Genomic DNA, 25990 nt, shown 5'->3' on the forward strand with positions numbered 1-25990 from the left:
GATCTTCCAATTTGAATGAAAAGCAGTTATAATAGTGGATGTCTATGAAAAAGGAAAGGATGTTCGCTATGAAAAACACTTTGAACGTAGTCGAGTTGTTTGCAGGAGTGGGCGGGTTTCGATTAGGTTTAGAACGAGCGAACGCAAATGTTTTTAAAACAGTTTGGGCAAACCAATGGGAGCCTTCCCGCAAAGTACAACATGCTTATGAATGCTACGAAAGAAATTTTATGACAGGAATCAATAGTTTTAGTAATGAAGATATAGCTAAAGTTCCGGAAAAAGTTATAAACGAATTCGAAATCGATTTATTGGTAGGAGGATTTCCTTGCCAAGACTATTCAGTGGCCCGTAGCTTGAATAATGAAAAAGGACTAGAAGGGAAAAAGGGTGTCTTATTTTGGGAAATTAAGCGCATGATAGAGCACTCGCATCCGAAATATATTTTACTTGAAAACGTCGATCGACTATTAAAATCGCCATCGAAACAGCGTGGTCGTGATTTTGCAGTAATGCTAGCCACATTTCGTGATTTAGGATATATTGTGGAATGGCGTGTTGTGAATGCTGCCGAAGTAGGGTTTGCGCAAAAACGTCGACGGGTTTTTATTTTTGCCTATAAAAAGCATTTAGATTTTGCACAAAAGCAGCAAAAAATTACCTCAGAGAAAATTGTGTTTAGTGAGGGGTTCTTTGCACAAACGTTTCCAGTCAAAAAGCAACCATATAAAAACAGAATTAATACAGTAGAGCTACCACAGGATATTGTTGAAATTTCAGATACATTTGCACATGAATTCCACACAGCTGGTGTTATGATTGATGGGAAAGTATTTACGGCGCATACAGAAATTATGGAAGAAAAATTTACACCGCTAAAGGATATTTTACAGGACGAAGCCGAAGTAGACGAGAGCTTCTACTTAACAGAGGAGCAGGTAACGAAATTCGCCTATTTACGAGGCCCGAAAAAAATCGAACGTACATCAGCAGAAGGCTTTAACTATATTTTCTCAGAAGGTGGTATGTCACCCACTGATGATATTAATGGACCTGGGCGTACAATGCTAACAAGTGAAGCTTCAGTCAATCGTAGTACACATATTATTGAAGTAAATGGACGCAAACGCTTCTTAACTCCGATTGAATGTGAACGCTTAAATGGTTTCCCGACAAATTGGACGGAAGGGATGCCAAATCGTATGCGTTATTTCTGTATGGGGAATGCCCTTGTTGTGGATTTAATTGAAAAAATGGGTCAAACAATTTTGAAAATTGACCAAGAGGAAACGGTTACTTCTACACAGACTGTAATGCCGTTTACACAATAATCTGATGTAACTTATATAAAAAGCAATCTAACGTTGATTAGATTGCTTTTTAATATATGGAATTATTATTGAAACAGTTAAAAAGAAATACTCTTTTAACTAAAAAAACACGATGCTCCATTCTCTCACAGGTCATCGCATTTCCATCTATCCCATAACCTTTGAATGCATAATAAACGCATAGCCCTCTGCACTTTCAAGGGAAAAGGCAGCACCTTGTCCGTCAATTGCGTCCACAATGATTTGCATATGCTTTAAATAATCATTTTGATTTTTATCGATGTAATAAGGGACACCGGCAATTTCGCCGACTAAAATTAATTGGCTGCTAATATAGTGACCGTCTGCTTGAAAGCACATCGGCACAGTGCCATCACAGCAGCCTGAGGATTGCTCGAATAGGAGATTGCCGTGCTTGGCTTTTAAGCGTTCAATTACGTCAATAGCTTTTTCAGTTGCGATTAGTTTTTCCATCAAAATTTGAACCACCTTTCAATAGAGGGAATAAAAAAAGGGATGCGCTAAATTAGCACATCCCTTTAGCACTTTTTGGCTTAGAAGAAACCTTGAGCGTTTTTGTTGTAGCTGACTAACATACATTTTGTTTGTTGGTAGTGGTCTAACATCATTAAGTGGTTTTCACGACCGATACCTGATTTTTTGTAACCGCCGAATGCAGCGTGTGCAGGGTATTGGTGGTATGTGTTTGTCCATACGCGACCCGCTTGGATACCACGAACAGCGCGGTAAGCTGTGTCCATATTACGAGACCATACACCAGAACCTAGGCCGAATTCTGTATCGTTCGCAATTTCCATCGCTTCTTCAAAAGTAGAGAATGTTGTAACAGATAATACTGGACCAAAGATCTCTTCTTGGAAGATGCGCATTTTGTTGTTTCCTTTGAATACAGTTGGTGCCACATAGTAGCCGCCCTCTTGATCTGCATCTAATTGGTTTTGGTAGCCACCTACTAATAATTCAGCGCCTTCTTCTTTACCAATTTCGATGTAAGATAAGATTTTTTGTAATTGCTCGTTTGAAGCTTGAGCACCCATCATAACTTCTGTATCTAATGGGTTACCGATTTTAATTGCTTTTACGCGCTCTAATACACGCTCCATGAATTTGTCATAGATAGATTCGTGGATTAATGCACGAGAAGGACAAGTACAAATTTCGCCTGAGTTTAATGCGAACATAACTAAGCCTTCAATTGCTTTATCTAAGAACTCATCATCTTGATCCATTACGTCTGGGAAGAAGATGTTTGGTGATTTACCACCAAGCTCTAATGTTACTGGAATAATATTTTCTGTTGCATATTGCATAATTAAGCGACCAACGCCAGTAGAACCAGTGAATGCTACTTTGTTGATACGTGGGTTTGTTGCAAGTGGTTTACCAACTTCTACACCTAAACCGTTCACCACGTTGAATACACCTTTTGGTAATAAGTCATGGATTAATTCAATTAATACCATCATAGAAGCTGGTGTTTGCTCAGCAGGCTTCATGACGATGACGTTACCAGCAGCTAATGCAGGAGCGATTTTCCAAGCAGCCATTAATAATGGGAAGTTCCAAGGAATGATTTGACCTACAACCCCGATTGGCTCGTGGAAGTGATATGCTACTGTATCGTTGTCGATTTCAGAAATGCCACCTTGTTGTGCACGAATCGCACCAGCGAAGTAGCGGAAATGATCAACTACTAATGGGATATCAGCATTTAATGTTTCACGAACAGCTTTACCATTGTCCCAAGTTTCAGCAACTGCGATTGTTTCTAAGTTTGCTTCGATGCGGTCTGCAATCTTGTTTAAGATGTTTGCGCGGTAAGCAACAGAAGTTTGTGCCCAAGCGTCTTTTGCAGCATATGCAGCATCTAAAGCTAATTCGATATCTTCTTCAGTTGAACGAGCAACAGATGTGAAAACTTTACCTGTTACTGGAGATTTTACGTCTAAATATTGGCCTTTAACGGGAGCAACCCATTCGCCACCGATAAAGTTATTGTATTGTTCTTTGAAATTAACGACTGCACCAGCAGTATTAGGATTTGCATAGATCATAAATAATCGCCTCATTACGTTAGATTTAAAGTGTAGAATACTTTATGCCTCGATTATGCATCGGAGAATAGAAGATTGCAATCGAAATAACCTCGAAAAATATTCAGAATAGTTTATTTTTAATAGAAAAATTGAATATTTATTAGGATTTGTAAAATAGTGGTGTATTGGTACAATAGTATTCGATGGAGAGTATAAAAGAATATTTAGTTCAATGATATGCTACTGATATAGTAAGTAGAGTATTATATAACACTATTGTAGTATGAATGAAAATTATATAATATGCATAAAAATTCTCGGTAATTACTTTCGATTTGAGGTGTTTTTTTATGCTTTTTGACCATGCGATGACAGTCGGGGCATTAAAAAGTAATGGAGTTTTGTTGTATTCGCAAATAACGCCCCCGTACCACTCGATTTCCTATTTCAGTGATGGGGTATGTTTTTTCAAATGATATGCAAGAAATTTAGTGAATACTGGTAAAATAGAGAGCGAAATGAAAATGATTGGATCTATGGGGGGGAACGTGGTGATAAATAAATGATACTTGTATTCATAATTGCACTAATAGGCGCGCTCCTTTTTTCTGCTTTGTCTTTGCCCATCCCGTGGCTACTCGGACCGATTTTTTCGGTACTCATCGCGCAGTTTTTCATTAAAGACCGTTTGCGCTGGCCGGCTGTGCTGCGTAATGTTGGCTTGATTATTGTCGGGGTGGCGATTGGGCAGCAGTTTGATTTGACACTTTTTAGCGATTTTAAATCCTTACTAGTAGCTATGGTTATCATCAATTTCATATTATTTGGCTTTTGTTTAGGTATTGCATGGGTCATTTCCAAAACGACGGGACTATCATTTAAAACATCGGTCGCGGCTAATGTTCCGGGAGGGTTGTCCCAGCTTGTGCTTTTTGCAGAGGAAGAGGGAGATATTAATTTAACGGCGGTGACGTATTTTCATATTATCCGTGTGTTGGGCGTTGTCTTGCTGATTCCATTTTTGGTGTCGGGGCATGTAGCGAGTGGCGGAGGGATTCCGATTTCTGTGGACGGGTGGCAAGTGGTCGTGCTGATTTTGCTTTCGGCGGCTCTTGTTCCATTAGGCAAGAAAATGAAACTACCGGTTGCCCAGTTTTTAACCCCGATTTTGGTTGTCATTACACTGAAGCTGTTTGCGATTGAAGCCGCGCCCATGCCGAGCGATGTTTTGCATATTGCCCAAATTTTAATTGGTGCATATATTGGGTTGTTGTTAAAGCCAGAAACATTGCGTTTACCTGTAAAAGTGTTAATTGGTGGGATTGCCAGTACGATGGCAATGATTGTGCTTACTTATGGGACTAGCTTGCTTATCGCACATTATTTAGATTTAAGCTTTGCGACGAGCTTTTTAAGTACAGCGCCAGGAGGACTCGACCAGATGGGCATACTTGCCGCTGCTGTACAGGCGGATATTTCGGTTGTGACCGTGTTTCAGCTGTTTCGTTTATTATTTATTTTCCTTTGTATCCTGCCGCTTATTAAATGGGTGTATCGTGAGAAAAAAACTTAATTGTGTCCGCGATTTTACGGCTTTTCGCTTGAATTTATTTGAAAAAGAGCTTGGAAGCTAACCCTTTGCCAGCGGTTTAGGTTATACTAGAGAAAGTGATTAATTGAGGGAGTAGGATTAAGAAACATGCAAACGCAATCAAATCGACAGTTGTGGGCGCAAGCGGTAAAAACGGGCATTATCAAATCAAATTTGATTCCGATGATTGCCGCGCTAATGCTCGCACTCTACACATATAAATTGAATTTTATGGAACATATTCCAGCCATTATTTTTGCAACGCTTGGCTCTGCCGCTGTTATTGCCGCTGCAGGTGCATTTAACAACGTCTATGACCGAGACATCGACCAAATTATGCCGCGTACCAAAATGCGTCCAACGGTAACAGGTCAATTATCCGTAAAGCAGGTGCTGATCGCGGCTATGCTTTTACTCATTGTAGGCTGTGTTCTGCTTTACTTAGCCTCACCGCTTGCAGCATTTCTTGGCTTTTTAGGTGTCTTTTTCTATGTCGTGCCCTACACAATGTGGACAAAGCGCCGTACGATTTGGAACACAGAGGTTGGCAGTATTTCTGGCGCTATGCCACCGTTAATTGGTTGGGCAGCTGTAGCACCAGACATTTGGCATCCGGCTGCATGGGCATTGTTTTTAATTATGGTCATTTGGCAAATGCCACACTTTTACGCCATTGCGATTCGTAAAAAAGAAGACTATGCTGCAGCGAATATCCCCATGCTACCCGTAGTAAAAGGGGAAGCGCGTACCTATATTCAATCGAATATTTACCTTGTCTTACTTATTATCTCAAGCTTTTTATTTTTACCGCTTAGCTTAGGTTTAACAATCGTGTCGTTTATTTTAGGCGTTATCTGGCTGTGGATGAGTATTACTGCGTCTAAGAAAAAGGAACAGAAAAAGTGGGCTAACAAAATGTTTGCTTACTCGTTATTCCATATGATGGCTGTTTTTGGAACAGTATTCATCTATGCGTCAGTCGGGCTAATTTTAAATGCGCTCTAATAAGGTCTACCGTAGTCACTATGAAAACCATGGCGGCTACGATTTTTTTTGTGCGTAGAAATACATACCACCCAAAGAAGTTAATATTCTGTGAACAGAAGTTGTGAGCATCCTATGACAATCAAACCACAGCTATTTTGAAGTCTGGTGGCACGTGTTATGATAACATCATCAAGCGAAGCAAATTGCTTGAACATAAGTTTCGCTCTCAATATGATATGCTTACTTTTACTCAAATTTCGTATAGGACTTCGACAACATATAAAACCCCCTATTTTTATATGGTCAAGTACGGAAAAAGGAAACTCCAACGCTCCTGTGGGCAGTTGGGGTTTTTGTTGTTTTTTTGGAGGGATGCTTTGTGATGCAGCGCTTTGGTAGCTCCAAATGAAGGCAATGAAGCGCTATAAAAAGGTTTCTCGCATTTTTATGGCTCTGGTAAGGTTCTTTTCTTTTATTGCTTTGTATAATTTGAATATATAAATGGCAAAATTAAACGATAAGGGCTCTTTCAGTTTACTTTCAGTTTTTTGACAAATTAAAAATCTAACGATAAAATGGAGGCGAGAGGTGAGATGATTATGCGTCCTACAGTAATTGAAAGAGAGATTTTAACTGGAACTGCTGCTCACGATTATACGAAAAAGATGGTCGAAACAGACCTAATAGTGACTGCTACATTGGTTAAGCACTTATTATTTACGGTAAAAGGTGCTGAGCAGTATCGAAACGAATGGAATGAAGATAACTTATCTAATAGTGAGAAGCTTGTTGAATATCTAAATCAATTATTAGCACACATTTCAACGGAGTCTATGCAAGAAAGTACAGTAACATACTCAACAAGTGAAGTTGCTAAGTTTATTGGTGTATCACAACAATCAATTAATACTTGGATACGTGATGGGAAAATTAAAGGCGTTGAAAAGGATGGAAATAAGTGGTCTAAAATTCCTGAAGATGCTGAAGTGATTTTATCGAATGGAAAACGATTTACAATTGCTACTTTAAAAGCTAATTGGGAAGCTGAAAATCAAGAACCTGAAGTAGATGAGATCACCTATTTAAAGCACTCGATAAAGGAATTAGAAGAAAAATACGATGGTAAAACCTTTGAGGAAGTTTTCGGTGAAATGACAATTTTGGAATTATCGGAAGCAGATACAGATGCTTCGGTTTGGTGGTCGTATAAAGTGAGGTTGAAAAGTGCCAAAAAAGTTAGGAATAACTAAAACAACCTTTAGCAACCTTGAAGTACGGTATGAGCAAATTTATACCGTATCATTTTCTGAAACACCGGAAGGACAATTAGATCATAAAAAGGGGAGAGAAGTAACAGCAAATATTAAATTCTTTGACGATACTTGTTATCTACATTGTAGAGAAATTTTCGATAAAAATGATTTAGTAGAATATTATTATGATTGGTATGCAGGAAATGGTACGATACTTCAAAAATTCCACGCTCATTATCATCCAAATGATACACCAGAGGAAATAAAAAGGTTTGACCCTTGGCATTGGCATGTGCCTAAAGATGAAAAAGAGAAAGATGGTCAACGAGTACCGGGCAAGGAAGGCTACACAATTACTAATGTGCTTGAAGAACATGTGCTACCACATATATTGCGGGTGAAACGCTCAAAGAAGTAGAAGTCGGTTAAATAACAAAACCAACTTCTACTTTTATTTTGAGTGATGAACTACCAAAGGGAAAGTTTACTTGTTGAATTAACTGGAGCGTTCATTGGTTAACGATTCTCAACAATCGGGCGCGATTCTATAACAAAAATCAGCGCTTGTTTTCATTGCCTATTGAAACCGACCCAACAATCTTTGAAATTGTAGGATACTATGCCCAGCTATCAACTTTCGTCGAGCCGTTTACTTTCAAAAAAATGATAATACAAGCTTCGACTATTTCGGTCATACGTATACAATTTATGACACACAGCTAAAGGATAATGGATTACAGCTTTCAATTAGCGTAGAGGGGCAGCCTGAAATTACTCCTTTTGGTTGGCATATTACCTTCAACGGAACACGTCAACATAACCATACTTACTTTAAAGTTGAAAATAATCAAACGATACTTTCTGTCATTCTTCCGGGAATACAAGAGATCCCAGAAGAAATGACGATGCTGCCTTATCTAGGTATCATCCAAGAAAACTTTGAGCCGTCAATTATTTTAGATTTGAAGGAAACCGTAAATCAATGAATAACTATAAAAACTGAAACATCCCGCTATGTTTCAGTTTTTTAGAATAATAATTCGCCACTATATTAAAATTAAATTTAAGCTATAAATTTTTTATAGTTATATATGAAATCTTCTACATCTATGGACTTTTCCCAAATCTCTATTGCACTTGGGTCAAGTAAAAAAAGGATAGATTCACTTGAAATCGAAATGTATTCGCCATCTTGAGATCCAAGGGCAGCTCTACTAACTTTAGAGCCTTTACTTTTATAATATTTTTCTATTTCCTTATACAGTTCTTCTCGTTTTTCTATATAATCTTTGACGTCATTGTTTGAAACGCTATAAGCATCAACTATTATCTCACCTTCTATAAAAGTCTCTTTTATAGATAGTTTTTCATCCCAAAGGTGAATTTTACTCCAGTTAAAGTATATTTTGTCATCACCCGGAATAAATGAGAATTTTGAAATAACATATAAGTAATTATTATAGTTTACTTCATAGTAATTAGGTATTTCTTCAAAGTTCATATAATAATTTAGATAGTTATTTGGATCTGAAAATACTTCTTTTTTACGAAAGGAATACTTTCAATAAATTTGCATATGGCTTCTTCGCTTTCAAAAACACCTACATCATAGCTTTTTTCGTCTTGGTTAATATTTAATAAAAATGACATATTATCTCCTTAAAAATGATTAATTTACGTTTAACTCTTTCTATATAATAATAGAAAGAGCTAAATGTAATCGTCAACGTAAAAGCATACAATCCGAATAACGGGGAGAATAGTAATGAACCGCTATCATTAGCATCTTGATAAAATACAGGACAAATGTAATAAGTAAAACAGAACGCATAATTACAAGGAAATTGAACCGAAAAGGCCCTTTTTCATAGTGGAATATTTTTAAAATAGTAGCAAAGATTAATTTAATGAATAGTAATTGGAATAAAAATACTATAAATTTTCCGTTTTTTTTTAACTTTCAATTAAATCTGTCGATAATTGTACTACGCACATCAAATTTATTAGGAGGTTATAAAATGGATATAAAAAATTTAGGGTATCAATTTATAGATGGAGAATGGAGAGAAGGACAAAGTAATAGTCTTTTACATGATATAAATCCCTATACTGATGAGGTAATTACTGAATTTAAATTGGCAAATGTTTCTGATATTGATCATGCATATCAAGCGGCTCAACAAGCTAAGCAAGAATGGGACAAAGTGAATCCATTTAAAAAACGAGATATTCTTGAAAATGCTGTGAAATATATTGAAGAAAACGAAGAAGCAATTACATCGATTATTATGGATGAGTTAGGTGGAACAAGATTAAAGGCTGCTTTTGAAATTGGTCTTGTTAAGAATATTATTAAAGAGGCTGCAACATTCCCAATTCGTATGGAAGGGAAGATTTTACCTTCAACAATCGATGATGTAGAAAACCGACTTTATCGAATTCCAGTAGGCGTTGTTGGTGTAATCAGTCCATTTAACTTCCCATTCTTTTTATCAATGAAATCTGTTGCTCCTGCATTAGGTGCTGGGAACGCTGTTGTATTAAAACCTCACGAAGATACACCTATTACAGGCGGAACATTAATTGGTAAGATCTTTGAAGAAGCGGGTGTACCAAAAGGATTAATGAATGTGGTTGTAACAGATATTAAAGAAATCGGTGATGCATTTGTTGAGCATCCGATTCCAAGAATTATTTCCTTCACAGGATCAACTAAGGTAGGAAGTTACATTGGTCAAGTAGCGATTAAAAACTTTAAAAAGCCATTATTAGAGTTAGGTGGAAATAGTGCCTTTATTGTATTAGAGGATGCAGACATGGATTACGCTGTTGATGCTGCGACATTTAGTCGATTCACACACCAAGGGCAAATTTGTATGTCAGCAAACCGCATTTTAGTGCAAAAGTCGATTTACAACGAGTTCCTTGATAAGTATGTTGCGAAAGTTTCTTCACTTAAAGTGGGCGATCCAAGGGAGTCTGAAACAATTATTGGTCCAGTCATTAATGATCGCCAAGCAGCTAACCTAGAAACGATGATTGAAAAAGGCATTGCAGAAGGTGCTAATGCCATTATTAAAGGGAATATTAAAGGAAGAATGGTAGAGCCAACTATTTTAGTAGATGTAACAACAGACATGAGTGTGGCACAAGAAGAGCTATTTGGCCCAGTTGTTTGTGTTATTCCTTTCGAAACGGAAGAAGAAGCCATTCAAATCGCAAATGATACTCGTTTTGGATTAAGTGGTGCGATTCATACTGCTAACCTTGAACGTGGTGTAGAAATGGCGAAGAAAGTACATACAGGTATGATTCATGTTAATGATTTAACAATCAATGATGAACCAACCGTTGCATTTGGTGGTGAAAAACAATCAGGTATCGGTCGTTTAAACGGAGAATGGAGCCTTGAAGAGTTCACAACTTTAAAATGGATTTCTGTAAACTATAGCAAAAGAATTTTACCTTATTAAGGATAAAAGGGTGGGACAATATGCAAGAAACAGATGTAATTAGTGCGTTCATTAAAGTAGCGCCTTTGTTAAATGGTCTTATTCAAGACGATATTACGGTGGGTATTTACGATACTGAGAAATTGATCATTAATATTCCAGCGAAGACATTCGCTTTAAACGTTACGCCAGGGGATCCACTTGTCGAAGGCGATGTAATCACAAATGCGATAAAAACGAATAAGTCTTTATCGGCCGTTGTACCGAAAGAATTATTCGGCTTCCCACTTGTTGCAAGAGCTATCCCGCTTCATGATAGTACTGGGAAAGTAATTGGTGGGGTTGGCATCGGAACAAGTTTGGAAAAGGCGCATAAATTATTTGAAATGGCTGAAAGTTTCTCAGCGAGTGTAGAGCAAACGGCTGCTTCTATTGAAGAGATTAGTGGCTCAGTAGGCGATTTATCCGACCGCGTGAAAAATATGACCTCTTCAATGAAAGATGTGAGTTCAAGTGCGGAGGAAATTGGTCAAATTTCTTCTGTAGTAAAAGGAATTTCAGATCAAAGTAATTTATTAGGTTTAAATGCTGCAATTGAGGCTGCACGTGCAGGCGAACATGGTAAAGGATTTGCAATAGTGGCTGATGAAGTTCGTAAGCTTGCTTCAAATTCGAAGCAAAATGCAGATCAAATTAATCATATTACAAAAAATATTCAACAGCTTTTAAAATCGTTAAATCAAGCATTCGCTGAAGTCAACACATTAACAGATACTCAATCTGGTTCAATCTATGAATTTTCTACAACAATACAAGAAATAAGCTTGAAAGCTCAACAATTAGCACAATTTGCTGAAGAGTCTTTATACGATAAGGAAAAAAAGTAGTAAAAAAATTTTAAAGATTAAAGACGTGCTTAACGAAATAGAGCACGTCTTTAATCTTTTTTTCAGAACCCCAGATGATGCTGCTGGTTAATACCTAATTTTATAATACTTACTTTGTGATTATCTTAGACTTTGGCAATCATTATTTTCTAGGGAAATTTATTGAGCTAACGGGATGCTTTAATAAAGTAGAGCAACGTCTTTTAAGGTGTTGCTCATTTTAAATTTAAAAGTACTTTTGATAATACTCTTTCCGTAGTTTTCCGCTTAATAAAGTAATATTAATGTAATTGTCACGAGATTAATAGAATGATAGACATATGAAGTGTTTATACTAACGCAATTAGTTGAAGAGCGTTGTTTAACTTTTGTTCAACAATCGAGCCATATTGGAACAGAATATGGTATGATTAAAATGTCCAGATATTTCCACATATTTGTTATTTAGACATTATTTGTTGAGGGAGGCGTTCATTATTAGAATGATATTAGTATTATTCTCCCCATCAACCGAACCCGTTACCTTTTTTGGTGTACTTTTAAATTCCACTCCTTTAAAATGGGAATATAAGGGAGTGTTGTTCTGATGAAAAAAAGGTATTTAGCGCAGCGTTGGTATTAAGTCTTGGATTAGCAGGCTGTAGTGAAAAATCTATCAATGAAGAAACGCAAAAAGATGAAAAAACGGTTGCTGAAATACCAGTAGGGGATGCATCAAAATTAGGTGTTTATGTAGATGGTAAAGTCACGGAAGAAGAGTATAAACAGATTAAAGTAGGTATGACTCCAGAAGAAGTATTTACCATTATCGGGTCTAAGGGAACAGTGGTTTCTAAAAGTGGCGCGGATGGAGATCCACATAATACCGCTATATATAAATTTGATACAGCGAGTCACTCGCCGGGCGCTGAAATGACATTCGAAGGCGATAAACTAAGCTATAAAGCACAAAACGGATTAGAAACAACGGAAATTGAAACGAACCTTGAGCAATTAAATAAGCTGGAAAAAGGCATGTCAAAAGAAAACGTATTTGAGATTCTCGGTGGAAAAGGTGCACTCATTGCGGAGTCAGAGGTTTTAGAAATTTACAGTTATAACAACTCAGCTTCAGATGCCGAGACAACGGTATTGTTCATTGACGGTAAATTTAAGTCAAGCGGTGAACGAAAAGGTTCTAGGTAAGGCATCTTAGTGCTTAATAACTGCATCATCTTTTAAATCCCAAAAACACCGCTACCCTTCATTGCGTAGCGGTGTTTATTTGAATCAAATGAGCTTTTGTCTATAGCTTAATATTCGCAACCTCATGCATATAATCGCCAAGTACGCGTAAGCCTTGGTCGAAGTTTTCTAAATGGAAGTGCTCGTTGGGTGCGTGGAAGTTTTCGCTTGAAAGTCCGAAGCCCATTAAGACAACCGGTAAGTTTAATATTTCATCGAATGCTGCGACGATTGGAATCGAGCCACCACCGCGCGTATAAGCAGTTGGCACCTTGTATACTTTTTCGTATGAACGACCTGCTGCTTGAATTAACGGGTGATCAAATGGTGTGATGTAAGGTTTCCCTTTATCAAACTCAGAAATAACTACTTCAACACCAGCCGGCTTGTGCTTTTCAATATGCGCCTTTAATAATGCTACGATTTCTTCTGGGTCTTGGTTTGGCACTAAGCGGCATGTAATTTTTGCGCCGGCTTCAGCTGGTAAAACCGTTTTGATGCCTTCACCAGAGAAACCACCGAATACGCCATTAATTTCAAGCGTTGGACGCGCCCATGTTTGCTCTAAATAAGAGTAGCCCGCTTCACCAAATAATTCCTTCACGCCGACTTCCTCTTTTAATGCATCCTCATCAAAGTTCAAATCGCGGTAAGCTTGGCGCTCTTCTTCTGATAACGGCAATACATTGTCGTAGAAGCCGTCCACTTGAATTGTCCCGTGCTCATCGCGGAAGGATGCTAAAATTTCCGTTAATGCGTGAATGGCATTTTGGACACCGCCACCGTATAGGCCTGAGTGTAAATCACCTTTCGCCCCGCGCACATCAATTTGTACACCTGTTAAGCCGCGTAAGCCGTAGCAAACTGCTGGCTTTCCTTTTGCGTAAAAACCAGTATCGGAAATTACGATTAAGTCTGCCGCTAATTTTTCTTTATTATCTTCCGTATATTGCGGTAGGGAAGGGCTACCAATTTCCTCTTCACCCTCATAAATAAATTTCACATTTACAGGTAAAGTGCCCTCTGTAGCAAATAATGCTTCAATCATTTTTAAATGCATGAACACTTGGCCCTTGTCATCAGAAGACCCACGTGCAAACAGCTTATTATCACGGATCGCTGGCTCAAACGGCGGTGTTTCCCATAAATGTAATGGATCAACCGGCTGTACATCATAGTGACCGTAAAATAGAATCGTTGGCTTGCCTTCTGCGTGCAGCCATTCACCATAGACAACAGGGTGGCCCGCTGTTTGTTCAACGGCAACATTTTCAATATTTAATGCTTTTAAGTGCTCTGCAAGCCAATTCGCTGCTGTTGTCATATCTGCCTTATGCTCGGATAGGGCAGATATACTTGGAATGCGTAAAAATTCGTTTAGCTCGGCTAAATGGCGCTCGCGATGTTCTGTAAAGTAAGCATCTAATGCTTGTAAATGACTCATAAATAGGCCTCCTATTATTTCGATTATGGAAATAATTATAGCATATATCTTACTTTACTTCGTTTCTAAACGTCCATTAGATCTCGAGCCTGTGAAAGCGAAGAGGACTGAGTGTCAAAATGCTATCCTAAGAAATTAAAACGAGCAATTTTTAATACAAAATTTGGGGTTGAATGCGTTTTTCTACTAAAATTCGTTCTGCTACGCTACGGGAGGCCAACACGATGTTGGTCACAAATGCGTTGCCACACGATGTGGCGTTTTTAGCATTTGTTCCACACTTATCCTAGGGGCGTGGCTTCAACTAAATTCTATGTACCTTTACGGCGGCACATAGGATTGGATTTTCCGCACACGCTTAATCCCATAGAAAGCTTTGAGTTATTTCTCCGCGTCAACTTCGCTCTGCAACGAAAGCCAGAGCTGGCAGTTGCACTCGCCCCTCCACTCCGCGCCACTATGTTATAAAGCTAAGATTGATTTTTATTGCAAAGGTTTTGAAAAAATTTTGGTGAATCAAACGTGTAATTTTAATAAGGTCAACTTTAGCCTGAAAATGGTTTTATCTTAACACAATCATAGTAGGTAATTTTATTAAAAGAGTGAAACTTTGGACAAAGTTAAATGATTGTAAAAGCGATATATTTTAGCCAAAACCGCCGCCTCGCGAAAGCGCTAGCGGCAGTATTGGACTCTTTTATTTTATTAGAATGCAGTATTTTAATTTGGCGGGCCTTGCATGCGGCATTAAAGACAGTAGTATGGACACGTACCACGTGGCCATAATGCTGTCATGCCGTAGCCCGACAATAAGAAAGCATACTGTACTTAATCCATTTATTGTTAGTGGATTTGCTCAATGTGAACTAAGAAAATGAAACTAGTTGTAAGTATCTAAGTAAGACAAGGTTAATTTGCCTAACGTATTAGCTGCAACTAATAATGCGTGTTCATTAATTCTAAATTTCGGATGGTGGTGCGGGAAATTTTCTTCCCCCGGTGTATTTGCTCCTGTGAAGAAGAAAATACCCGGAACCTTTTGCAAGTAATAGCCGTAATCTTCACCCCCCATTTCAGGATCACTAATGACGATATGGTCAACTTGCGGCGTTTCTTTTACTTGTTCTAAGAAGAAATTCGTTAAGGCTTCATCATTGATAACGGGATCATAGCCACGTACAAAATTATAATCATAAGTGGCTTTGTATAAATGACACGAAGCTTTTAATACTTCCTCTAACTCAGCCTCAATTTGATCACGTGTTTCTTCGTTAAATGTACGAACAGTGCCCTTAATTTTTACGGAGTCTGCAATGACATTGAACGGGTTCAAAGCTTCGAAATGGCAAATCGATACAACAGCAGAATGAACAGGGTTTACTCGGCGACCTAGTAATTGCTGTGCTGCCATCACAAATTGCGAGCCAATAACGATCGAATCTTTTGTCTCTTGTGGCTTTGCGCCATGTCCACCTTTACCGTTAATTGTGATGTAAAAGCCATCAGCAGCGGCCATGAATTCACCTGAACGAATAGCTACTTGTCCGACTGGTTCGGGTGTCCACAAATGTGTGCCAAAAATGACATCAACACCGTCCAAACAGCCATCCTCAATCATAGCAATTGCCCCACCTGGAGCAAGTTCCTCCCCAAATTGATGAATGAAAACAATGGTGCCTTCTAATTCATCTTTCATTTGATTTAGTGCTTTTGCCAGTACTAATAAAGTTGCGGTATGTCCATCATGCCCACATGCGTGCATACGTCCGTCGATCTTGGATTTATACGGAACATCATTTTGCTCTTGAATGGCTAGTGCATCGAAATCTGCACGTAATGCCACCGTTTTTCCGGGCTTCATCCCGACGAGCTTGGCCACAACACCGCGTCCGCCAACGCCTTCACGTACTTCGTGACCGAGCGAACGATGGTATTGTGCAATATACTTCGGTGTTTCCACTTCCTCATGTGAAAGCTCAGGATGTTGATGTAAGTAACGGCGAATAGCTACCATTTCATCGTAATATTGCTCTAAAAGTGAAAATAAAATATCCATATTGGTGTAAAGCTCCTTTATTATTTACTAATAAAAATGCCATCTCCTGGTCCTAAAGGTAAACCTAATACAAACCAGATAACAAATAAGATAATCCACATAATTGCGAAGAAAACAGAGTATGGTAATAAGGCGGAAATTAATGTCCCAATGCCGATGTTTTTATCATACTTGCGTGCAAAGGCCAGTAAAATGGCGAAATACGCAAGCATCGGCGTAATCGGGTTTGTAATCGAGTCACCTACGCGGTAAGCCATCTGTGTTACCGCTGGAGAGTAATCTAAGTACATAAACATCGGTACGAAGATAGGTGCCAGCAGTGCCCACTTTGCCGAGGAACTAGCGATTAATAAGTTAATCAATGCACAAATCAGAATAAAACCAATGAATAATGGAGCGCCTGTGAAATTTAAATTTTGTAATAATTCAGCCCCTTTAATCGCTATAATAGGCCCAATATTACTCCAACCAAAGTAAGCAATCATTTGTGCAGCTGCAAAAGCTAGTACAATAAATGAAGCTAAATCGGCAATCGATTTAAACATTTGCTCCGCTAAGTCGCGGTCGGATTGAATGGATTTCGTCACAATACCATAGGCCAAACCAGGAATTAAGAAGAAGAATAACATGATGGGTACAATGCCAGACATGAATGGAGAGTTTAGGAAACCATTATCGATTGGATTTCGTAGCCAACCTGATTCAGGAACGATCAAAATGGCGATTAAAACAATGTAAGCTAAAGTCGCGATACCTGCCCAGCGCAGCCCTTTATTTTCAAGCGCTGTGATCGGTTCCGCAATTTCAATTTTCCCAGTGTATTTACCAAAACGAGGTTCAACAAATTTCTTAGTCACCCATGTTGCAACAAATAATAAGACAAATGTAGAAATGATTAAGAAATAATAGTTCATCGTAGCCCGACCAGTAAATTCAGGGTCTACTAATTGTGCGGACGTATCGGTGATTCCTAATAACAAAACATCCAATGATGAAATTAAGATGTTGGCACTAAATCCACCTGCAATCGCCGCATAAGTAGCGATTAAGCCAACTAAAGGATTCCTACCTGCACTCATAAAAATCATAGCAGCGATTGGCGGTAAAACGATGAAGGCTGCATCTGCTGCGATATTTCCTACTAAACCTGTAAATAAAATTACGGGCAAGATTAGTTTTTCTGGTGCACTTAATACCGTCTTTTTCATAAGGGCAGAAATTAATCCGCTATTTTCGGCAACCCCAATACCTATCATTGTCACGACAACGATACCGAGTGGCGCGAATCCTGTGAAGTTTGCTACCATTTTTTCAACAATTAAAATGAGCCCTTCGCGATTTAATAAATTAATAACTTCAATCGTTTCTTCTGTACCAGGTTTTACGGCTGAAACACCTAGCTTAGCTAAGATAAATGATAGTATTAATACGACCGCCGCTAAAATAACGAATAACGTCACTGGATCCGGTAATTTATTTCCGGACCTTTCAATCCCATCAAGAAACTTATCAACAAATTTCTTGTTGCTTCTTGCTTTCACGTCCATAAAATCCCTCCTTAACCCCCATGTTATGTTTGTAAAAAAGGAACATGCGAATTATTTGCAGAATAATTAAACGATAAAGAAGTGAATCTAGCTGAATGAGGGGTAATGTACTTAAGATTCTTAGATTTCATAAACATAAAAAAACAAAAGGATCTAAGGAGGGAGCGTAGCAATGCTCTATATTTGTCTAAGCTATTTCGTCGGCACGATTCTATTTGCGGTAATTGTGGGTAAAGTAAAAGGAATTGATTTACAAAGTGCCAACAGTGGCAATCTAGGGGCCCGTAATGCAGGAAGAACGCTTGGAAAAGGTGCCTTTGTGGTGGTGGCGGTGGGGGATGGCTTGAAGGGGCTTGTCGTCGTTTTAGCTGGACGACTGCTAGACTATTCTGAACTAATGATTGCACTTGCGGTAATTGCGGTGATACTCGGTCACCTTTATCCATTTTGGAATAAAGGCAAGGGGGGCAAGGGCGTTGCAACGATTGTCGGGGCAATGGTCATGTTTGCGCCACTAACATTCCTCGTGTTTTTAGTAGGCTTTGGCGTAAGCATTCTTCTGACCAAAAGTGCAACCATTAGTATGGTCATTGCGTTTGTTATATATGGAATTTTGTTAATCTTGCAGCGCCCCGACGTAGGAAGCGTTTTTGCGATGGCCCTACTGCTCGTTATTTGGAAGCAACGAAAAAGCATAATAGAGAGAGTGATGCCCAATGTATTGGAGTAAAATTGCGACAACAGAAAAAGAATTCGATGCGATTGCCGCCTTAAACTATGAAACCTTTGTTGAAGAAATTCCGCAGCATCCAGCCAATCATCGTAAGCGCTTAGTCGATAAATTTCATGTTGAAAATACATATCTTGTCGTCTATAAAGATACGGAAATCGTTGGTATGGCGGCGTTTCGCGATCAACGTCCATTTTCCATTGATCAAAAAATCGGCGAGGTCGAACAGCATTTAGCACCAGCGGATTGTCGCTATTTATGTGAAATTCGGCTGCTGGCAGTGAAAAAGGCGCATCGCAATGGGCGTGTCTTTTCGAAGCTCGCTACGGCCATTTATCGATACTACTATGACAAGGGCTATACGGCATGCGTCATTTCAGGTACAGTACGTGAGGAAAAGCTGTATAGCGAGATGGGCTTTAAGCAGTTTGCACCGGCAGTCGGGACAGAGGATGCACGTTTTCTACCAATGGTGCTTACACGTACAGATAGCGCAGTTTTCCGTGAGCGCTTAAGAGAAAAAAATGCCGTATTTTACCCAGGCCCTGTCGCATTGGAAGCCTCAATGGCGCAATCGGTTTTATCGCATCGCTCGCTTCAATTTGAGCAGGAGCTTACGCAGATGAAAGAAACATTATGCCAGCTAACGCATGCACAGCTTGTCATTCCGATGGTGGGCAGTGGCACATTAGCGAATGACGCCATGCTAGGGCAGTTAAAAAGTGATTTTAATGACGGGCGAGGCTTATTTTTAACGAATGGGGAGTTTGGCAATCGGCTGATTAATCAGGCACAGCAATGGAATTTAGCCTTTGATTGGTTGGATTTTGGTTGGGGACAGCCGTTTTCAATGGCGCGTATCGAGCAGCAACTGCAAACAGAAAATTATCAATATATTGTGTTTGTGCATAGTGAAACATCCAATAGTATGATGAATCCGTTAGAGGACTTGCAGCAATTAGCAGCGCGCTATGATGTGGCCTTATGCGCGGATTGTGTCAGTTCGTTTGGGGCAACACCGTTTTCAATGGCGCATTTACATTATGCAACAGCGAGTAGTGGCAAGGCGCTCGGGACAATTGCAGGGGTTGCTTTTGTCTTTTGTCAAAAAGCGCCACAAGTAAGCAGGGCGCCATTATATATGAATTTACCTTATTATCTAGAAAAAACGATTCCATTTACACTGCCGCATTTTCTTGTTCAGTCCGTCAATACGGCATTAAAAGCGTATCCAGCGCGCTTTGAAAGCTTACAAAATCGTCTGAAGCTTGTAAGTGAAGCAGGCTTGCCCATTCAGGCAGTGAACCCAATTATTGCAACACTGCAGCACCCAGAAATGCCAAAAATAATGGAAACCTGTGCATTAAACGGATTTTTGCTACACGGGGAGAGCGGCTATTTAAAGGAACGACGAAGTGCACAAATTAGTACGATTCAGCCGAAATTTGAACGGGATTTCAAACAAGTAGCACAGCTGATTACGAATATCCTGGAAACATTGTAAAAGAGGGAAGTGTAGAGGCAGCAAAGACCATAAATGATTCAACAATACAAATGATTACAGCGTACCTTACATCATTGTAAGCTAATTGAAAGCCAATCCGATAGAGTGTAAGCATAAATTTTGGGAAAATAAAGTTAGAAAGCAACATGCATTGACACATACATTTGACTTTATATAAATAAAATCTATCGGAGGGTTTCCAAATGAACGAATTATTAGCAACCATTTATGATGAATATAATCGCTACATTTACCACCTATGCTTAAAATTAACACGCAATCAAACAGAAGCAGAAGACTTAATGCAAGAAGTTTGGGTAAAAGTGGTGCGCTACGAACAAACCGTAGCAGGTGTAGACCATGTAAAAGCTTGGCTAACAACCATTACAATGAATACATTCCGCGACCGTTATCGCAAAAATGTGCGTCGTAGCAAATACATGATGAATCAACCTGAACAATTAGACGTACCGATTTTAGATTTGGTTCCCAACAATGAAACATCTACAGAGGAACTAATCGAAAAAACAGAAATCACTAAAATGGTCCAAGAAAAGATGAACCAACTAGATGGCATTTACCAAAAAACATTATGGTATTTCTATGTGGATCAATTCTCATTGGTCGAAATTTCGGAGCTAATGAAAGTATCCATCGGCACAGTAAAATCTCGTTTATTCCGCGCAAAGGCTCGTCTAAAAGAAATTTTATTAGCAGATAATAGCGTAGCTGAAGCCATTTTACCAGCTTAATTATTAGGACGAAAACGTAGAAAAAAGGTTCAATAAATTCATAAAAAGAAGGTGCTTTTTTATACGAAAAGCGCCTTCTTTTTCTTCATGATAAGCTAACCATTCATTATAAGGACGGAACAACGAAGCAGGGCTGGTATGACGAATAGCCTTGCTTTTTCCTATGCAACACAAAAAAGTACGCTAGCCGAGAGTCGCTAGCGTACTTTTAGAGTTTCGCGCATTTTGCAAAGATTTGTGTGAGGGTTTTAATCTCGTCCTCATCTAACATGCCAAACAAGCTTTCAAATACGACGTCAATTTGTTTTTTCGATTGCTCAAGGATGTCGATGCCTGCCTCGGTAATATGAATTTGTGAGGCGCGGCGATCGGTTTCGTGTTGGGTTTTTTCGATTAAGCCCGCTTTAATAAGCTTCGCTGTTAACACCGTAACGCCGCCTGTTGTCACCTTGAGCTTTTCGGCAATCGCAGAAGGTCGCTTTGGTCCCTCGGTGTGAAGGAACGCTAAAATTAATATATGCGACTTCGAATAGCCTAATAAATCGTGGCTGTTCCATTGGTTGGCGATTTTGCGCTCCAATGAAGTCATTGTTTCAAAAAGTGCCGAAATTTGCTCTCGTTTTTGCTCATTCATAAGTGGTCAACTCCAAAAAGTTTTCGCTATTCTACAGCTAGCTTTTGAAGGGCATTCAGTTCAAATGCACGCACCTTACGTGGAATGAAGCGACGGATGTCCATTTCGTTATAGCCGATTTGAATGCGTTTTTCATCAAGTAAAATAGGGCTACGCAACATACGGGGATGCTGCTGAATTAAATTGTAAAGCTCTTGAATCGATAATTGATCAATATCAATGTCGATGTTTTTAAAATCATTTGAGTTGGTTGCGATAATTTCGTCGGTTCCGTCCTCAGTCATACTTAAAATATGTTTGAATTCAGCTAATGTTAAAGGTTGAGATGTAGTACGTTTTTCAGTATAAGTAATGTTGTTTTCATTTAACCATTTTAATGCCTTTCGTGATGAAGAGCAGCTTGATTGTGTGTAAATTGTCACTGTCATAATGTGTTTCCTCGCTTCCCATAATTAAATATTTAGGTGATAGCTTAGCGGTAAGATATTTGTTTATATTTATATCTTACTACTAAGCTATTTGTATTGCAATATGTTTTTTTGGTTTACTTTTCCATTATTGTTTACCCATTTCTCTAATAAAATATACGTCTGTGCCAATAAAAAGTTTCGGATTTTATATTACAGTTTTGTAAAGTTAGCGAATTGATTTCGTAATACTAGGAAAAAGGCATTTTCACCGTCATAAAAAATCATATTTCTGCTAGTTTACTTCCATTCATTTCATTATATATTCCGTTGTATCTACGATTAGAAGTGCTATCTTAATGGAATTTTCTGAAAATTAGTTTGAAATCTATCTATGAAAATGGTAATTTTAAAGCATACTAAAAATTTTTAAAAAAGGGGATATGTGAATGATTACGTTTTTAGTATCGATTGTTTTACTGATCGTAGGGTATTTTACGTACGGCAAGTATGTCGAAAAGGTATTCGGACATAATGAGAAACGTCCAACGCCTGCTTATGTAAACGGGGATGGGGTTGACTATGTGCCCATGTCGACACCAAAAAACTCATTGATTCAGCTACTGAATATTGCGGGGACTGGGCCGGTGTTTGGACCAATTGCGGGTGCATTATACGGACCCGTTGCCTTTATTTGGATTGTCGTTGGCTGTATTTTTGCGGGTGCCGTTCATGATTATTTAACGGGGATGATTTCCATCCGCAATAAAGGAGCTCATTTGCCAGCGCTTGCTTCAAAGTATTTAGGGGTGGCGATGAAGCATGTTGTAAATATTTTTGCGCTATTATTATTACTTTTAGTTGGGACGGTATTTGTATCATCACCAGCGATGCTGATTAGTAATTTATTTGATGGAAAAGTTGCGCTTAGTATTATTGTTGCCGTTATTTTTGCTTATTATATTTTAGCAACCTTACTTCCAATTGATAAAATTATTGGTCGTTTTTATCCTTACTTCGGGGCGTTATTAATTTTCTCTGCGTTAGGCATTGGCGTTGTGCTAGTGTTTACAGGCGCACCGATTCCAGAGTTATCATTTGAAAACATGCATCCGGGTGCATTGCCAATTTTCCCGATGCTCTTCTTTACGATTACATGTGGAGCACTTTCTGGATTCCATGCAACGCAAACACCGATTATTTCACGTACGACGCAAAATGAAAAGCAAGGTCGTAAAATTTTCTATGGCATGATGATTGCAGAAGGTATTATTGCGATGATTTGGGCAGCTGCGGCAATGAGTATTTTCAATGGTCCAGTAGGTCTAAATGAAGTGCTTGCTGCGGGTGGTCCTGCGGGTGTTGTAAGTGAAGTTTCGATTGCGACATTAGGTGCTGTTGGCGGAACATTAGCGATTTTAGGTGTTATTGTATTACCGATTACATCAGGGGATACAGCATTCCGTGCAGCACGTATGATTATCGCTGATTATTTCAAGTTCGCCCAAGCAAAAATTATAAGTCGTTTATGGATTGCGATTCCATTATTCGTCCTATCATTTGCCTTAACAAAAATTGACTTTAATATTTTATGGCGTTATTTCTCGTGGGCAAATGGGGTAACTGCAGTCATTGCACTGTGGGTTGGCGCGATGTACCTGTTCTTGAAACAGAGCAATCACTGGATCGCCACAATACCTGCTACTTTCATGACGTCGATGGTATTTGTTTATATCATTTATGAGCCGACGATGGGCTTCGGGATGGAGCTAACAGAGTCGTACATTATCGGCACAGTGGCGACACTTGCCGTCGTTGCCTTATTCTTTGCCACAGCCTTTAAAAAGCGGGGGACAAACTTCCTGCTTGACGAGGATGTTACAAGCTATAAAGCACATGAAAGCTAATTAGCGAAAAGCGTTATATAGAAAAACGCCATTTCCCACTTTGACAGGGAAATGGCCTTTTTTCGATTATTTAAATTCGTTTAATTCCTTTGTTTCGCGTGTAGTGAACCAGTCTTGTACGTTCCAGACCTTTGTTGCAAGTCCCTCATAAAATTCAGGCTCATGGGATACGAGTACAATCGTCCCTTTGAATTCCTTCATCGCACGTTTTAATTCTTCCTTCGCATCGACGTCTAAGTGGTTAGTCGGCTCGTCAAAGATTAACCAGTTTGTTTGGTCCATCATTAATTTACATAAACGAACTTTCGCCTGCTCACCACCAGAAAGGGAGTTCAATGGGCGCGTAATATGATCCGTTTTTAAGCCAGCGCGCGCTAATGCAGCACGAACCTGCGCTTGCTCCATCGAAGGGAACGCATTCCATACATCATCGATTGGCGTGATTTTATCTGCTTTTACTTCCTGTTCGAAGTAGGAAGGCTCTAAGTAGTCGCCTAAAATCACTTTTCCATCTAACGGCTGTACTTTGCCAAGCATCGTTTTTAGTAATGTTGATTTACCGACACCGTTCATCCCAACAAGGGCGATTTTTTCACCGCGCTCGATTTGGAAGGTTAAAGGTGGTAATAACGGCTTTTCTTTGTCATAGCCAATGACTAAGTTTTCTGCCTCTACAACATAGCGCCCTGGTGTACGTGCCTCTTTAAAGCTGAATTCTGGTTTTACAGCTGTTTCAGGACGGTCAATACGCTCCATACGGTCTAATTGCTTGGCACGTGATTTGGCACGACCACTTGTTGAATAACGTGCCTTATTGCGTGCGATGAAGTCCTCCTGCTGCTTAATGAATTCCTGTTGTTTTTCATAGGCATCAATATGCTGACGCTTGTTGATTTCCGCAAGCTCGGTGAATTTTTCGTATGTCGCTGTGTAACGCGTCATTTTCGTAAATTCTAAATGTAAAATGACATCCACCACGTCATTCATGAATTCTGTATCATGCGAAATTAATAAAAACGCATGAGGATAGTTTTTTAAATAATTTTTTAACCATGTAACATGCTCTTCGTCCAAATAGTTCGTCGGCTCGTCCAGTAATAGAACTTTCGGCTTTTCCAGTAACAGCTTAGCTAGTAAAACCTTTGTACGCTGACCACCAGAAAGGGCTGCCACATCACGCTCTAAGCCGATTGCATCTAGACCTAAACCACGTGCAACTTCCTCGATTTTCATATCTAAGCTGTAGAAATCACCTGCATCTAAAGCATCTTGAATTTCAGCCATTTCTTCTAATAGCTTGTCGTAATCTGCATCGGGCTCCGCAAGTTCTGTAGAGATTTCGTTTAAACGTTCTTCTTTCTTATATAAAGGTAAAAACGCATCACGTAATGCATCGCGCATCGAACGCCCCGCTGTTAAGATTGTGTGCTGATCTAAGTAACCATAGTGCGTGCCCGGTAGCCATTCGACCTTACCTTCATCATGAATTTGCTGACCTGTAATGATGCCCATTAAGGTCGATTTTCCGACACCATTTGCACCAACTAAACCGATGTGGTCGCCTTCTACTAGGCGGAAAGAAACCTCTTTAAATAATGTGCGGTCACCGAATGAATGACCTAAGTTTTCAACTGTTAATATTGCCATATAAGAATCCTCCGAGTGTTTTTATTTATAGTAATTATAGTGCTGTTACGTTTTTATTTGATTTCAACGTTATTCAAATGCGGTTCATCACAGCGATTTATAGTGAAAAAAGGGTAAATATGGTTAATCGAGCATATATTTCGGGAACCGAGCATAAAACTCAAAAAACGAGCATAAAATCCAAAAATCGATCATAAAAAACGGAATTTCGAGCATAAGACTCCAGAAACCGAGCATATTCCCACGAAATAGTCACCCTTTGGCTAATTGGGAAATTCATCCCAAATTCGGCTGTTAACCGCTATATTTCCTCAAAAAAAACTCGCAGGCATTAAAGTGCTGCGAGCTGTTTATTTAGTTCTGCGAGCCGTGCTTCCATATTCTCTAGACGTGCTACCGCCTGCTTCACTGAATCTGCATGGCCAAGTGATTCTAATTTTTCCATATCGCCTTGAAGATTTATGTAATCCATCTTCAATTCGGCAATTTGCTGCTGTAATTGGTCCTTAGTTAGCATCGATAGTTGCTCCTTTAATTAACGAAAATTGATCTTTTCATATTGTAACATAATGCATCTAAA

At 39.0% G+C, this 25990-nt stretch carries 22 protein-coding genes; 12 read left to right on the forward strand and 10 right to left on the reverse strand.

Annotation, left to right across the window (positions count from 1 at the left end; translation table 11 throughout):
- The first annotated feature begins 68 nt into the window (after positions 1 to 68).
- Positions 69 to 1331 (forward strand): DNA (cytosine-5-)-methyltransferase, encoded by a 1263-nt coding sequence (gene dcm / locus MKX47_RS01995; protein WP_340770541.1) that lies wholly within the window; start codon positions 69 to 71, stop codon positions 1329 to 1331.
- Between the two features lie 147 nt (positions 1332 to 1478).
- Here the strand turns inward: dcm and MKX47_RS02000 are convergent, their stop codons facing one another.
- Positions 1479 to 1805, reverse strand: a complete 327-nt coding sequence (locus MKX47_RS02000) for a DUF779 domain-containing protein (RefSeq protein WP_340777685.1) — start codon at positions 1803 to 1805, stop codon at positions 1479 to 1481.
- 80 nt (positions 1806 to 1885) lie between these two features.
- Complete coding sequence (gene exaC, locus MKX47_RS02005) at positions 1886 to 3406, reverse strand: acetaldehyde dehydrogenase ExaC (RefSeq protein ID WP_340770543.1); 1521 nt, start codon at positions 3404 to 3406, stop codon at positions 1886 to 1888.
- A gap of 544 nt (positions 3407 to 3950) precedes the next feature.
- Between exaC and MKX47_RS02010 the strand changes: the two genes are divergently transcribed.
- From MKX47_RS02010 to MKX47_RS02025, 4 genes are all read left to right on the forward strand, one after another.
- Entirely contained in the window at positions 3951 to 4961 is a 1011-nt protein-coding gene (locus MKX47_RS02010; protein ID WP_340770546.1) for an AbrB family transcriptional regulator, read from the forward strand.
- Positions 4962 to 5087: 126 nt separating this feature from the next.
- Positions 5088 to 5984 (forward strand): heme o synthase, encoded by an 897-nt coding sequence (gene cyoE, locus MKX47_RS02015; RefSeq protein WP_340770548.1) that lies wholly within the window; start codon positions 5088 to 5090, stop codon positions 5982 to 5984.
- A gap of 581 nt (positions 5985 to 6565) precedes the next feature.
- The gene (locus MKX47_RS02020) at positions 6566 to 7216 is read left to right on the forward strand and encodes a helix-turn-helix domain-containing protein (RefSeq protein WP_340770549.1); all 651 of its coding nucleotides are present in this window, start codon (positions 6566 to 6568) and stop codon (positions 7214 to 7216) included.
- Positions 7191 to 7637, forward strand: coding sequence for a hypothetical protein (locus MKX47_RS02025; protein WP_340770551.1), 447 nt, complete (start codon positions 7191 to 7193; stop codon positions 7635 to 7637). Before MKX47_RS02020 ends, MKX47_RS02025 begins: the two co-directional genes overlap by 26 nt.
- Positions 7638 to 8282: 645 nt before the next feature.
- Here MKX47_RS02025 and MKX47_RS02030 read toward each other — a convergent pair.
- Positions 8283 to 8720, reverse strand: coding sequence for a hypothetical protein (locus tag MKX47_RS02030; protein WP_340770556.1), 438 nt, complete (start codon positions 8718 to 8720; stop codon positions 8283 to 8285).
- Between the two features lie 517 nt (positions 8721 to 9237).
- On the opposite strand from MKX47_RS02030, the gene MKX47_RS02035 reads away from it, so the two are divergent.
- The 3 genes from MKX47_RS02035 (at position 9238) to MKX47_RS02045 (ending at position 12743) form a co-directional block, all read left to right on the forward strand.
- Positions 9238 to 10692, forward strand: coding sequence for an aldehyde dehydrogenase family protein (locus tag MKX47_RS02035; RefSeq protein ID WP_340770557.1), 1455 nt, complete (start codon positions 9238 to 9240; stop codon positions 10690 to 10692).
- Between the two features lie 20 nt (positions 10693 to 10712).
- Positions 10713 to 11558, forward strand: coding sequence for a methyl-accepting chemotaxis protein (locus MKX47_RS02040; protein WP_340770559.1), 846 nt, complete (start codon positions 10713 to 10715; stop codon positions 11556 to 11558).
- 612 nt (positions 11559 to 12170) lie between these two features.
- Complete coding sequence (locus MKX47_RS02045) at positions 12171 to 12743, forward strand: hypothetical protein (RefSeq protein ID WP_340770561.1); 573 nt, start codon at positions 12171 to 12173, stop codon at positions 12741 to 12743.
- Positions 12744 to 12843: 100 nt separating this feature from the next.
- Here MKX47_RS02045 and MKX47_RS02050 read toward each other — a convergent pair whose 3' ends face one another.
- The 3 genes from MKX47_RS02050 to MKX47_RS02060 all read right to left on the reverse strand — a co-directional run bounded on the left by MKX47_RS02050 (position 12844) and on the right by MKX47_RS02060 (position 17829).
- On the reverse strand, positions 12844 to 14226 hold the full coding sequence (locus MKX47_RS02050) for a dipeptidase (RefSeq protein WP_340770563.1): 1383 nt from the start codon (positions 14224 to 14226) through the stop codon (positions 12844 to 12846).
- Positions 14227 to 15106: 880 nt separating this feature from the next.
- Positions 15107 to 16282 (reverse strand): amidohydrolase, encoded by a 1176-nt coding sequence (locus MKX47_RS02055; protein WP_340770565.1) that lies wholly within the window; start codon positions 16280 to 16282, stop codon positions 15107 to 15109.
- Between the two features lie 20 nt (positions 16283 to 16302).
- Positions 16303 to 17829 carry an AbgT family transporter gene (locus tag MKX47_RS02060; RefSeq protein WP_340770569.1) on the reverse strand — a complete coding sequence of 509 codons (1527 nt, stop codon included), beginning with the start codon at positions 17827 to 17829 and terminating at the stop codon, positions 16303 to 16305.
- 172 nt (positions 17830 to 18001) lie between these two features.
- Between MKX47_RS02060 and MKX47_RS02065 the strand changes: the two genes are divergently transcribed.
- The 3 genes from MKX47_RS02065 to MKX47_RS02075 all read left to right on the forward strand — a co-directional run bounded on the left by MKX47_RS02065 (position 18002) and on the right by MKX47_RS02075 (position 20815).
- Entirely contained in the window at positions 18002 to 18559 is a 558-nt protein-coding gene (locus tag MKX47_RS02065) for a glycerol-3-phosphate acyltransferase (RefSeq protein WP_340770570.1), read from the forward strand.
- Positions 18546 to 20063: an aminotransferase class V-fold PLP-dependent enzyme gene (locus MKX47_RS02070; protein ID WP_340770571.1), complete on the forward strand. Its 1518-nt coding sequence runs from the start codon at positions 18546 to 18548 to the stop codon at positions 20061 to 20063. The genes MKX47_RS02065 and MKX47_RS02070 overlap by 14 nt, the downstream gene beginning before the upstream one ends.
- 203 nt (positions 20064 to 20266) lie before the next feature.
- Positions 20267 to 20815 (forward strand): RNA polymerase sigma factor, encoded by a 549-nt coding sequence (locus tag MKX47_RS02075; RefSeq protein ID WP_340770573.1) that lies wholly within the window; start codon positions 20267 to 20269, stop codon positions 20813 to 20815.
- A gap of 208 nt (positions 20816 to 21023) precedes the next feature.
- Here the strand turns inward: MKX47_RS02075 and MKX47_RS02080 are convergent, their stop codons facing one another.
- Positions 21024 to 21449 carry a MarR family winged helix-turn-helix transcriptional regulator gene (locus MKX47_RS02080; RefSeq protein ID WP_340770575.1) on the reverse strand — a complete coding sequence of 142 codons (426 nt, stop codon included), beginning with the start codon at positions 21447 to 21449 and terminating at the stop codon, positions 21024 to 21026.
- A gap of 26 nt (positions 21450 to 21475) precedes the next feature.
- Complete coding sequence (gene spx, locus MKX47_RS02085) at positions 21476 to 21877, reverse strand: transcriptional regulator Spx (protein ID WP_340770577.1); 402 nt, start codon at positions 21875 to 21877, stop codon at positions 21476 to 21478.
- A gap of 428 nt (positions 21878 to 22305) precedes the next feature.
- Between spx and MKX47_RS02090 the strand changes: the two genes are divergently transcribed.
- A complete protein-coding gene (locus tag MKX47_RS02090; protein ID WP_340770579.1) occupies positions 22306 to 23763 on the forward strand; it encodes a carbon starvation CstA family protein in 1458 nt (485 codons plus the stop codon).
- A 66-nt stretch (positions 23764 to 23829) separates the two neighbouring features.
- On the opposite strand, the gene MKX47_RS02095 is transcribed toward MKX47_RS02090, so the two are convergent.
- Both MKX47_RS02095 and MKX47_RS02100 read right to left on the reverse strand, forming a co-directional pair.
- Positions 23830 to 25410 carry an ABC-F family ATP-binding cassette domain-containing protein gene (locus tag MKX47_RS02095; protein ID WP_340770582.1) on the reverse strand — a complete coding sequence of 527 codons (1581 nt, stop codon included), beginning with the start codon at positions 25408 to 25410 and terminating at the stop codon, positions 23830 to 23832.
- A 331-nt stretch (positions 25411 to 25741) separates the two neighbouring features.
- Positions 25742 to 25927, reverse strand: coding sequence for an SE1832 family protein (locus MKX47_RS02100; RefSeq protein ID WP_340770584.1), 186 nt, complete (start codon positions 25925 to 25927; stop codon positions 25742 to 25744).
- Positions 25928 to 25990 lie beyond the last annotated feature (63 nt).

This window comes from Solibacillus sp. FSL R7-0668 (assembly GCF_038006205.1).
Classification (GTDB): Bacteria; Bacillota; Bacilli; order Bacillales_A; family Planococcaceae; genus Solibacillus.